The organism is Lewinella sp. IMCC34183, from assembly GCF_003390915.1.
Lineage (GTDB): Bacteria > Bacteroidota > Bacteroidia > Chitinophagales > Saprospiraceae > Neolewinella.
Window position 1 is genome coordinate 532,218 of sequence record NZ_QMEM01000003.1, and the last position, 11,524, is coordinate 543,741.

Sequence of the window (11,524 nt, forward strand, 5' to 3'; positions counted from 1 at the left end):
GATACCCGCAAGTTTCTACCTCCTTCGCCGGTAGAGCTTCCGGGATCGAAAGGGTAAGCAGCTATAGCCGTTAAGCATGCCCCCGTGCGCAGATCTTCTCCCCCATCTGGTGTATATGGAACTGGACGGTGACGAGGTGAAAATCCTACATACCAAAATCGGCGAGAATACCAGCCACAACTGGCCGGATGGTGACGACCACCTTGGGGACAGCATTCTGCGGCAACTTGACGTTACACCGCGCGAGTTCGCCCGCATCGAGGATATTTTAGGGGGTCTCCACTGCATTGGCTTCAGCAACTTTCGCGAGGAGGACAAATTTGCTTTCAGCGGTCAGGCTTCGGGATGTACACCTACCTGATCTTTCCAGCACCGCAGGACCAGGCTTTGCTGCGCTGGTTTGAAGCGTCGTGCGCTCACAGTATTCATACTCCCCGCGTCATCTTCGAATACGGGAGCGGTGCCATCGGCTCCGACTGCCTGGCCGAGGACTTCTAGGAGCGAGTGCTACCTGAGTGCCCCCCGTTCCCGCAACAATTCCATTACTCGCTCTACCGGCAGCGCCTCACGGCTGTGTCCATCGACGCCCGTCATGTCCTCGGCAGCGAAGAGGGAGTTGACAATGGCTTCCTCGGTGGCCTCGATGGTGGCCAGGAAGAGGGGGCTGGTGCCGCCGTTGGCGAGCTCTTGCACTTCCCGGACCCTGGGACCGTCCGCCTGGATGCGGTTGCCCGCATGGGTAGAAAAGGCGATGACGTAGTCGCCGCTGCCGTTGCTGGCGATACCACCGGTGCGGGCCAGGCCGAGCATGGCGCGCTTGGCGATGCGTTCGAGATTACGGGGACCGAGGGGGGCATCGGTAGCGACTACGATCATGCAGCTGCCGTCGGCTCGCTCGTCCAGTTGTTCCCGGAAGTAATACTCCCCGAGCAGGGGTCCGACGGGTACGCCGGCGATCTGGAGGACCCCGCCGAAATTCGTTTGGACCAGTACGCCTACGGTGTAGCCGCCGAGGCTTTCCGGCAGTTTCCGGCTGGAGGTACCGATGCCGCCCTTCCAGCCGAAGCAGGTGGTACCGGTGCCGGCACCTACGTTGCCTTCGGCGACTTCCCCTGCGGTGGCCGCTTCGATTGCCGCGAGTACATCGGCCTCCGCCACGTGGCGCCCGCGGATGTCGTTGAGGTGGCCGTCGTTCGTCTCCCCGACGACGGCGTTGACGCTCTGTACGTCGGGGTTGTCGCGGAGGCAGGCACTGATCAGGGCGTTCATCCCGGTCGCGACACTGAGGGTGTTGGTCAGGACGATAGGTGTTTCCAGTTCGCCCAGTTCGCGTACCTGGCTGTAGCCGGCCAACTTGCCGTAGCCGTTGCCCAGGTAGATGGCCGCCGGCACTTTTTCGCGGTACATATCGCCGGCGTGGGGCAGGATGGCCGTAACCCCCGTCCGGACGCTGTCGCCCCGGAATAGCGTAGTGTGGCCCACACGGACCCCGGCGACGTCGGTGATCGCGTTTTCGGGACCGGGTGTCATTACTCCGAACGGGACATTCAGGTCGCGCGGACGATCTTGGGAAGCGAGGGCAAGCGGGAGGGCCATAAGCAGCAAGAGACGGAGCAAATAAATCATAGCCGAAAAGTACGACGCCGGTGAGCCAAACAAGAAAAGCGCCAAGCCCCTACGGGCATGGCGCTTTTTGATAATCAATTGCTAAAGTTATTGGTCTCTTAACGTGTCAATCAAAAATAAAAACTTGTGTTCATAGGTCTCAGGTCGGACACTAACGGCCGACCCTCAGGTCATGTAGCCTTAATTCCTCCTTCAGACGAAGTGAGGGGCTGACGGTCATCCCTTTCCGCAGATAAATAAAAAATTTATTCTCAGGCGATCCACCGCAGCAGTTCTCCGATCAGGGGATCATCGGCGGAGGCTACCGTTGGTTCCGGGGGTGCAGTGAGTTGGTCCGACTGGGACACGGTGACCACGGACATGATCCGCTGACGGTCGTAGCGCGAGAACTCGGAGAAGGTGCGACGGAGGAGGGGCACGACCAATTCGAAGTCTTCCCACTCGAGTCCGGCCACCCATTCGTCGACCAGCGCGAACAGCGGCGGGTGGTGCAGCAGCAGTTGTCCGCTGCCGTATAGGAAACCATAAATCCACTCGGCAACGGGTCCCGCGCCGTGGCTGCGCGACAGCGCCCGGCTGAAGCGGGTAGCGGCCTCGGCGGGGGTAATAATCTCACGGTCGGAGAGCAATCGCAGGCAGTGGCCCTCCACGGCGGGGTGGGCACCGGCGGCGGCCGTAGCGGTCAATCCACGAAGCCAGAGGTCGTCGAGGTCGGGATTGTCCAGCTGGGCCAGGTGGTAATTGGCGGCCGAGATCAGTTCCACCAGTTCGTGCCCCCGCTCGTCGTCCAGGTTACTGCCGGCGGCGGGCAGGCCGGCGGCCAGCCGGGGCAGCAGTTCGTCGATCACCAGCAGGAGGGCGGTGGTATCGGTCTTGCGGCTGTCGCCGTAGCGGCTGGTTTGGACCAGGGCGGGCAGGGCGGCCAGCAGGGCGGCCACATCGGTGGTCTCGGCGGCGCGCGAGCGCAGTTGCTTCATGAGGGGCGGCACGACGGCGGGCAGACCCGCCCGCAGGCCCTGCAGGGTCAGCTCCGCCAGCGGCTTCACCATTGTCAGGCCGGCGGCCTTCTCGCGGGTATAGGCGGTGGCGGCCGCCGCGACCGTATTGCCGTAGCTGCCCCGCTCGATGACCAGCAGGCTGAACTCGGGTTGCCACTCCAGGAGCCATACTTCCTTGAAGCTACTGAGGCTGTCGCCCCCCCCGGGCTGCAGCTTCCCCCAGCGGATATCGAGCAGGTTGAGCCGGTGGAGGAGGTGGCTCTTGCGGAGGTCGTTGGGCTGCCGCAGGTCGATGCCGCCACGCGGATTGGTCTTGGTGGCCTTCAGGTACTGCTCGCCGGCGGCCTCCCAGAGTTTGCTGAGGCGGGTGGTCTTGACCTCGGCGCGGAGGTCTTCCAGTAGCGGGACGGTGGTGACGTCGGGGGGTACGAAGCCTACCGTTTCGCCCACCGTCAGCCGATTATGGATCAGCGCGAGCCGTTCCGGCCGGCCAGCGGCCAGGGTGCCGAGGACGGCCTGCTCGAGTTCGGCGATGCCCGGTCGCTCATGCTCACGCAGGGTAGCCAGCGTATTCGCCAGGCCAACCGCCTCGGTAGCCATGGCGGGACTGCCCTCGAAGCCTTCCTTCCGGAGCAGCTGGGCGGCCTCGGCCATCCACCGGCCGACCGCGCCCTCCGGGTGATCGAAGAGGGTGGCGTACCAGGCGGGGGAGGTAACCCCGGCCCCGTAGCCCCCGCTGCGGGCCAGGCGGGGGAACGACCAGGGCACCCAGGCCTGGCTGACCTTGACGCGGGGGAGTCCGCGCAGGATGGCCTTGTCGGTACTGGCCTTGTAGGCGGCAGTATCGCGTACGGCGGGTCCGTGCCAGGCCCCGACCACTATGGCCACCCGCTCGAAGGATTCCCGGGCAGCCTTGCGGATCTCGTTGCGCATGAAGGCCTCGCGCTGCTGGTTTTCTTCGTTGGAGGCTTCCGGGAAGGTTTCCCGCAGGTCGGTTACGATATCGAGGATTGCCTGGAAGGTAGCTTCGGCACCGGCGTCGGTGCGCTCGAGGGTGGCGTCCCACCAGCTTTCGCTATCCGGATAGCCGGCCAGCCCGGCCACGACGGCCAGCGGATCGGAGCGAAGCTGGCGGGCCAATTCCTTGCGGGACTTTCCGGGAATAAGGGAGGGGCTGTCGGGCTCCTCCGTAGGAAAGAGGATGAATTGCTCTTCCTCGCGTACCGCCAAAAAATGCTTGGCCGGCAGATCAATCGGTCGGACCTCCACGCCCTGCTCGGCGGCCCAGGCGACGGCCTGGTACTCCGGGCTGAAGCGGGCGAACGGAAAGAAGCTGGCCCGTTCGATATCCCGGGCGTCGTACAGCACCAGCGCCAGGGGCGGCCGCATTCCTTGGGTGGTCAGCTGCCGCAGGGCGGGCTGGCTGTCGGCCGGCATCTCCAGCAGGATCAGGTCTGGGCGCCAGTGGGTGAGCACGCTGCGGAGCCGGCGGGCGGAGCCCGGGCCATGGTGACGGATGCCGAAGGTGCGGAACTGCATGGGGGAAAGGTACGGGAGGTCCCCCAAAGGAAGCTTGAATGAGTGGCGGCATGACTATTTCACTTCCCTACCTTCACTCGATGCCCCTGCCTTTAAAACTTGTACTTATGCGGCAAGCGCTATTGCAGCCATTTTTTTGCTTTTTCAAACGCCGGAGCCGTAATGCCTTTACTGGCCAGTTCGTCCATATCGGCTAAAAACACCTCCCGGAACGTTCGCCCTGTCTGGTCGCCGGGAAAGGGTTTGTCCTTGAAAGAAAGGTAAATCTCCTTCGCAGCTTCCTCGTGGCCAAGGAATAATTCCGCTAGCGCCAGATTCGTATTTACCCAAACACCGTCGGGATCCAGTTCCAAGGCGCGCAACGCGGCTGTTCTGGCTTCGTGAAATTGTTGTGCGAAGAGGGCATACCAGGCGAGACGGCCTTGTGCTATAGCGGTTTGGGATTGAAAATCCGAATTCACCGAAAGCAATTTTTCCCACGTTTCTGCAATCGTAATTTGAGCACGTAGGACGTTTGTAAAGTCTTGGTGGGCAGATAGCGTATCGCAAATATCTTTTAAATTGTTAAGCCCTCGGTAAATATCATCGGTAAGAGATTGATTTCCTTGAAGGTAAAATTCACAGTACAATGCTACACTTTCTTGATAATTCTCAAGTGCGATATAGGGCTTGGCAGAAAATTCACATAAAACTCCTAGGTTGTTCAAACTACTGGCTAGGTTGGGCGAGTACGCAGCCGGATCACTCAAAACCAGTTCACGTTAAAGGGCTATCGCTTCGTTGTACGCCGACCCCGCCTCCATCAGGCCCTCATTTTCACTATACAAAAGCCCTAGGTTATTCAAGCTGCTGGCTAGATATGGCGAGTACGCAGCCGGATTGCTCAAAGCCAGTTCACGCCGTAGGGCTATCGCTTCGTCGAACGCTGACTCCGCCTTCCCATAACGCCGATTATCGCGGTACAACTTGCCTAAGTTGTTGAGAGTATATGCCAGATCTGGCAAGTATGCCGCCCGATTGCTCAAAGCCAATTCACGATAAAGGCCAACTGCCTCATCGTATGCCGACTCGGACTCCGCAAAACGCTCAATATCGCTGTAGAAAACACCCAAATTGTTCAAACTTTTGGCCAGATCATGTGCGGATGCCGGCGAATTGCTCAGCACCAGTTCACGCCCAAGGTAAAGCGCCTCGTCGAAGGCCGATTCTGCCGCTGAATAGCGCTTGTTTCGGTGGTACAGAGCCCCTAGATTCCGTAAGGTTTGTAACAGATCGGACGAATACGCCGCTGGATTGCTTAAAGCAAGTTCACGCAGAATACCAACCGCCTCGTCATACGCTGATTCCGCCTCTACAAAGCGCTCAACATCGCTGTATAAGACACCGAGATTGTTCAAACTCGTAGCCAGATCGGACGAATACGCCGCTGGATTGCTTAAAGCAAGTTCACGTCGAATACCAACCGCCTCGTCGTACGCTGACTCCGCCTCCACAAAGCGTTGAATATCGCTGTATAACACACCCAGATTATTCAAACTCATAGCCAGACTGGGCGAGTATACCGCGAAGTTATTTGATGCTAGTTCTCGATACAGACCAACCGCCTCCTCGTACGCTGACTCCGCCTCAGTAAAACGCCTTATATCGCTGTACAAAACCCCTAGGTTGTTTAAACTATTGGCCAGATCAAATGTATAGGCACCCGGATTGCTCGACACCATTTCACGCCTAACGGCAAGCGCCTCCTTGTAAGCCGATTCCGCCGCTGCATAGCGTTTATTTTCCCTGTGTAGGTTTCCAAGGTTGCTCAAACTAATGGCGAAACTAGGTACGTGGGCCGTCGAATCGCTCGAAACCAGTTCACGCCGAAGAGCAAGCGCCTCTTCGTAAGCCAACTCTGCCGCTGAAAAGCGCTTACCGTCAAGGTATAGATTCCCGAGATTATTCATCACAGTTGCTTGCTGGACAGAAGTCAGCGAAGAAAATCGAATCTGTTTATAAAACTCGATTCCCCTTAAAATTTCATGTTGTTTGTGTAGAAATTCACCATATTCAATGATGTTTTGGAAATTGCTAGAATCCTTCCCAATAGCCTTACGATACATCGAATCCGCTTCGGCAAAAGCAAAATCCGCGGCCAGCAACCTTGCCCGGATCATGTAATTTTCAATTCCCTGTATTTTTGCTCGTTTGACCTCTTCTTCCTGCGCGCTTACGTTTTCCCAAAATTCGTCTACCCGTTCAGCCGTCATCATGGCTAGGGCACCTTCTACGTCCCCGTCCTCCTGAAATTTTTTGAGCGCGTTCCGGGCAAATCCGGAGGCCTCGTCCAGGTCGATGCGGGCCAACTGCTGGGCGAGCTCTTCCTTGCTGCTCCGGAGGGTTTCAATTTCCTGGCTTTGTTGGGAGATGGTCCTGGTCAGTGCTTTCCGCTCATTATCATCCAGGGCATCTTCCCCTAATCGATTGATCAAAGATTGCCGCTCGCGCTCGGCCCGGGCCAGACGTTTTTCAATGCCGATGACGTAATCGGCCTTAAGGTTATTGAATGCCTCCCGGCTGGCGATGGCAATCCGAATCGATTCCTGACCCTTCGGCATATTCATGCGGAAGATCGTTTCGTCCGGCCCGAGGAGTACGAATCCCTCCTTTTGCACAATGATCTCTACGGGGTCGCCATCGGTCACCCCGCTCAAGCGTGCGTGGAAAAGCCCGCTACCGTTGGTGGTTTCCGGGTTGGCGTTTCCGACCAAAAAGGTGAGTTTGACCCCGGCTTCAGGCTGCGAGTCGTTGCTTTGATTGAGTACGACTCCCCTTAATTCCTGGCAAACCAGTGGCGAAGCAAAACACGCTGCTAATAGCATGAATGGGAGAAGTCGTCTCAAGGTCGGTACTTTTATTCCTTCTCCAATTTAACGGTAAAGGTCGAATGAGGAAAGTGCTCTTCCATATAGACCCGATACCCACTAGCACGGACTTCCAGCGGATAGCTTTTTTGTTGCCTGTCAAGGGGAATGGGCAAGGCAAAGCGTCCGGCGTCATTCGAAATAGTATCCAATTCCTCGAAGGCTATAGTGGCATTCGGGATCGGATTGAGATCATAATCAAGGACGCGACCGCGGAGCAAACGCAGCACTCCGTTAGGAACCAATACGAGTTGCTGCCCGGTCGAACTCGTCACATTCACCGAGTCAGATTCGGCTTTCCAGCTGGCACCCTCCGTCGTTTTGAAGCGAAACGCCAGCCGCTGGCCATCGAGGTTAGCGGATAGGTTTTTCCAGTCCACCACCAAATTGTCGTCTACCGTACCGTCCACCCAATCGTTGCCAACCCAAAGTTGCGGAAGGTACTCCTCCGGGTCGAAGTCGGGATAATTCCCACCGGGTTTGACCGGGTCGAGCCGCAACGCGAAGTCGAACGGTCCCCGCTCCGCACATTTACCCTCCGCGAGGGCTTCCTCCGGGCCGGCAAAAAATACCAAGGCAAAAACCGCCAGTCCCCCACCGGCGGAAACGTAACTGACCGGGTTGGCGGTGATGTATCCCGTCAGCCCACCCGCCAGTCCCCCAGCAGCCAGAGCCAAGAGTACGTGGAACACTTCGTACTGACTGGACGTAGGGCAGGGAATGAAAACGATCAGTAAGATGATCGCCGCGGCCGAAATCGCACCGATTAGGATCGATGTCATTCTGGAGCCGGCCGGTCCGTCACGTGGTACCTCGCCGGCTACTTTCGCTGGTTCAACGGACGGGCGATGGATCTCTTCTTCCTTCTCTTCCAGTTCCTCCCGCAATGGTGCACCGGTTGGAATAGTGTCGACAATGGCGAGGATAACCACTACGATCTGGCTTTCCTGCCGGGTCACCTCACTGCCCTCCAGGACACCCGAACGGTTGTCTCGCTTCAGGCGCTCCCACCGCCCGGAAAGGGCAGAAACTTCATTTTGTAGCCGGGCATCTCCCTGGCGGTCCGCAACCTCCCGCAGCAGACTGACCGCCTCATCGATGTGGCCGTTTTGAATAGCAGTTTTTATTTCCTGGTGTGGCAAAGCGAATGATTGGAATGAGTAGTCAGCAGAAGCTTCGATTGGTGATTGAAATATAGGCAGACAGGCGGCAAATATTCCCAGGCCAAATTATCTAGGAAGCGGTTTTTTACATGGTAAGGCTAGTTGTGTAAGTCGCCACAACAAACAGGTTGGCTAGCGCAGTTCGAAAATCGGACCGGGTGGTCTCAAGCCCTGGTTTACGGAATGCCTCCCCTACCTCTGCACTCTTCTGATAACTCTGTGCTGTGCTTTTTGGCCGCTGTGCGGCTTTATTTAGGTTCACACAGATTGTCGCGGATTGACCACAGATTAGCACGGATTTCCTCGCACGGCTTCGGATTACGCGGATTAAGGATGCGCTGCGCGCCTCCGCGCACCTTCGCGCCCTTCATTCCTCTGCGTTGCACCTTCCCTACCTCTGCACTCCTCTGATACCTCTGTGCTGTGCCTTTCGGCCGCTGCGCGGCTTTCTTTAGGTTCACACAGATTGTCGCGGATTGACCACAGATTAGCACGGATTTTCCCGCACGGCTTCGGATTACGCGGATTGGGGATGCGGTGCGCGCCTCCGCATCCTTCATTCCGCTGCGTTGCACCTTCCCTACCTCTGCTGACCTCGAACGCCCCCACAGTGAAACACTCACCCAGAGCGGTCCAACCCCCTATCTTCGCGCCTATGCACACCTCCCCCCTCAAACGCTGGTTGGTCGGTCTCACGCTGCTGGTCGTGTTGCTCTTCAGTGCGTACCTGTGGCTCAAACCCTTACTCAGTATTGGCGGAGGGTATGCGGCCAAGCACGCCTGCAGCTGCCACTTCCTGCAGGGGCGGGAGTTGGAGGAGATCAGCACCAATGACCTGAACTTCAGTGTCCTGGGGTACTACGACCTGCGTACCAGCGGAGATACCCTGCGGGCGAACCTGTTTGGGCTCGTAGAGCGGGAAGCCTACTATCTGGGCGCGCGGGGCTGCGTACTCGTCAACAACGCTGAACGGTCCCTCCCGGCCGCCCGGCCCGCCGAAGCCCCGCGGATGATGGCCACGCCCCTGGAGGCAGCCCCCAACCCGGCGCTGGAGCCCGCCCTCGACTACGGCATGCAACACGTACCCGGTGGCGGCGCCCGCGGGATCGTCATTCTCAAGGACGGTAAGCTGGTCGGGGAGCGGTACGCCCCCGGTTACGACCGGGATACCCGTCTGCTGGGATGGTCCATGACGAAAAGCCTGACCGGATTGGCGGTGGGAGCCTGGTTGCACCGCTCCGCAGATACCGTCACCGCACCTGCGTCCGCGCCCGTCGAACGCCGGAACCTGTTCCCCGCAGTGTGGGAGGACGCGCGGGCCGACATCGCGCTCGGCGACCTGCTGCACATGAACTCGGGCCTGGCCTGGAACGAAGGCTACGGCAGCATCACCGACGCTACCGTCATGCTGCACGAGACGCCGGACTTCGCTGACTTTGCCCTGCGGCACCAACTGGCGGAGACGCCGGGCACGGTGTGGAACTACTCCAGCGGCACCACGAATATCCTGATGGAGTACCTGCGGGGAGAAATCGGCGACAACGATGCGCTGTACGCTTACCTGGATGAACTATTTGGAGATATCGCTCCGAGCCTCCTCATCGAGCCCGACCAGACCGGCCGGCCCGTGGGCAGCAGCTACGGATGGGCCACGGCCCGCGACTGGGCCCGCCTCGGTCAGCTGATGCTGCAGACCGGACGGTGGAACGGCGAACAGCGGATCCCCGCCGCGTGGATCGAGTACATGCGCCAACCCGCGGCCGGCAGCGATGGGACCTACGGGGCCCAGCTCTGGCTGCCGGGGCCGGATATGCCTTCCCTGCCGCCGGACGCCTACATGATGCGCGGGTTTCAGGACCAGCGCGTCTTCGTGATGCCGCAGCAGGGGCTGGTAGTGGCGCGCCTGGGCCACTCGGAAGATAAAGTGACCGACTTCGACGGGCTGATCCAGCGCATCCTGGCGGCCTATGAGTGATTACGACGAATACCTGCGCAAGTGGCGCCTGATCCTGGGGCAGGACGCACAGGACGAGGACGGTGGGCCCGAGCTCTCCGCCCGCGCCGCCGGCATGGACGCCGTGCTGGAGGCGCTCTACAACAGCGAGGATCGCAAGGGGGGACTGGGGCCGTCGAGCCCCAATGTCAACCGCTGGCTGGGCGACATCCGCAAGTACTTCCCCACCGACACGGTACAGCTGCTGCAACGCGATGCCCTGGAGCGCCTCGGCCTGCAGGAGATGTTGCTGGAACCGGAATTACTGGAAACCATTCAGCCGGACGTCCACCTCGTCGGCACCCTGCTTACCCTGAAGAACGTGCTGCCCGAGCGCAGCCGGGAAACCGCCCGTTTGGTGGTGCGTCGCCTGGTCGAGGAGATCGAGAAGCAACTGCGGCAGCCCCTGCTGCAGGCGCTGAGCGGTCGTCGCCGTGCGCAGGCCCGCAACCGGCGGCCGCGCCACAGCGACATCGACTGGCACCAGACCATCCGCGTCAACCTAAAGCACTACCAGCCGGAGCACCGGACCGTACTGCCCGTTAGCCTGCGCGGACAACAGCGTAGCCGCAGCGGACTGAAGCACGTGATCCTGCTCATCGATCAGAGCGGCTCGATGGCTACCTCGGTGGTGTACGCCGGGGTACTATCGTGCATTCTCGCCAGCCTGCCGAGCGTAAAGACCCACGTGGTGGCCTTCGACACCAGCGTGGTCGACCTTACGGCCCGCCTGCCGGATCCCATCGAGCTGCTATTTGCCCTGCAACTGGGCGGGGGTACCGACATTGCCCGCGCGCTGGCGTACGCCGAGCAACTCAACGTGGCTCCCCGCGATACGGTACTCGTGCTGTTGAGCGACCTCTTTGAAGGCGGCTCCATCCCGCGGATGATGCAGTCTGTAAGTCGCCTGGTGCAGTCGGGGTTGACTTTTTTGCCCGTGCTCGCCCTCAACGACCAAGGTGCGCCGGCCTACGACCAGCAGGTAGCGGCGCTGTTGACGGAGCTCGGGCTAAAGCCGTTCGCTAGTACGCCGGGGGCGTTTCCGGAGGTGCTGGCTAAGGCGTTGTATGGGTGAAGGGATGCGCTGCGCGCCTCTGCGTACCTTAACGTACCTCTTTTCCTCTGCGTTTGGCCTCCCTCTCCTCGGCTTACCTCTCTCTGTGGCACCGCTGTGAAATCCTCCGTGGAGCGAGGCCTCCGTGATGGAGCTGGCGGCCGCTTCGCGGCCTTCTTTGTTTCACACAGATTCGCACGGATTAGCCACAGATTCTCGCAGATTTTCCCGCAGCACTCCGGATT

At 59.6% G+C, this 11,524-nt stretch carries 9 protein-coding genes; 4 read left to right on the plus strand and 5 right to left on the minus strand.

Annotation, left to right across the window (positions count from 1 at the left end):
- Nucleotides 1-76 precede the first annotated feature (76 nt).
- On the plus strand, nt 77-361 hold the full coding sequence (locus DQG19_RS09805; protein ID WP_157974426.1) for a hypothetical protein: 285 nt from the start codon (nt 77-79) through the stop codon (nt 359-361).
- A complete protein-coding gene (locus DQG19_RS20840; protein WP_157974427.1) occupies nt 346-498 on the plus strand; it encodes a hypothetical protein in 153 nt (50 codons plus the stop codon). Before DQG19_RS09805 ends, DQG19_RS20840 begins: the two co-directional genes overlap by 16 nt.
- A gap of 9 nt (nt 499-507) precedes the next feature.
- Here DQG19_RS20840 and DQG19_RS09810 read toward each other — a convergent pair whose 3' ends face one another.
- The 5 genes from DQG19_RS09810 to DQG19_RS09830 form a co-directional block, all read right to left on the minus strand.
- Entirely contained in the window at nt 508-1,626 is a 1,119-nt protein-coding gene (locus DQG19_RS09810; protein WP_116126071.1) for a P1 family peptidase, read from the minus strand.
- 251 nt (nt 1,627-1,877) lie between these two features.
- On the minus strand, nt 1,878-4,163 hold the full coding sequence (locus DQG19_RS09815; protein ID WP_116126072.1) for a DUF5682 family protein: 2,286 nt from the start codon (nt 4,161-4,163) through the stop codon (nt 1,878-1,880).
- 119 nt (nt 4,164-4,282) lie between these two features.
- A complete protein-coding gene (locus DQG19_RS20845) occupies nt 4,283-4,870 on the minus strand; it encodes a hypothetical protein (RefSeq protein WP_157974428.1) in 588 nt (195 codons plus the stop codon).
- A 54-nt stretch (nt 4,871-4,924) separates the two neighbouring features.
- Nucleotides 4,925-7,048 (minus strand): tetratricopeptide repeat protein, encoded by a 2,124-nt coding sequence (locus tag DQG19_RS09825; protein ID WP_116126074.1) that lies wholly within the window; start codon nt 7,046-7,048, stop codon nt 4,925-4,927.
- Nucleotides 7,049-7,059: 11 nt separating this feature from the next.
- Nucleotides 7,060-8,211 (minus strand): carboxypeptidase-like regulatory domain-containing protein, encoded by a 1,152-nt coding sequence (locus DQG19_RS09830; RefSeq protein ID WP_116126075.1) that lies wholly within the window; start codon nt 8,209-8,211, stop codon nt 7,060-7,062.
- Nucleotides 8,212-8,887: 676 nt separating this feature from the next.
- Between DQG19_RS09830 and DQG19_RS09835 the strand changes: the two genes are divergently transcribed.
- Nucleotides 8,888-10,207, plus strand: a complete 1,320-nt coding sequence (locus DQG19_RS09835) for a serine hydrolase domain-containing protein (protein ID WP_157974429.1) — start codon at nt 8,888-8,890, stop codon at nt 10,205-10,207.
- The gene (locus DQG19_RS09840; protein WP_116126077.1) at nt 10,200-11,300 is read left to right on the plus strand and encodes a VWA domain-containing protein; all 1,101 of its coding nucleotides are present in this window, start codon (nt 10,200-10,202) and stop codon (nt 11,298-11,300) included. The genes DQG19_RS09835 and DQG19_RS09840 overlap by 8 nt, the downstream gene beginning before the upstream one ends.
- The last annotated feature ends 224 nt before the right edge of the window (nt 11,301-11,524 follow it).

Bases quoted from the DNA above. Each gene is read 5' to 3' on its own strand.
- DQG19_RS09805 (WP_157974426.1), top strand. From the start codon at position 77: ATGCCCCCGTGCGCAGATCTTCTCCCCCATCTGGTGTATATGGAACTG.
- DQG19_RS20840 (WP_157974427.1), top strand. From the start codon at position 346: ATGTACACCTACCTGATCTTTCCAGCACCGCAGGACCAGGCTTTGCTG.
- DQG19_RS09810 (WP_116126071.1), bottom strand. From the start codon at position 1,626: ATGATTTATTTGCTCCGTCTCTTGCTGCTTATGGCCCTCCCGCTTGCC.
- DQG19_RS09815 (WP_116126072.1), bottom strand. From the start codon at position 4,163: ATGCAGTTCCGCACCTTCGGCATCCGTCACCATGGCCCGGGCTCCGCC.
- DQG19_RS09835 (WP_157974429.1), top strand. From the start codon at position 8,888: ATGCACACCTCCCCCCTCAAACGCTGGTTGGTCGGTCTCACGCTGCTG.
- DQG19_RS09840 (WP_116126077.1), top strand. From the start codon at position 10,200: ATGAGTGATTACGACGAATACCTGCGCAAGTGGCGCCTGATCCTGGGG.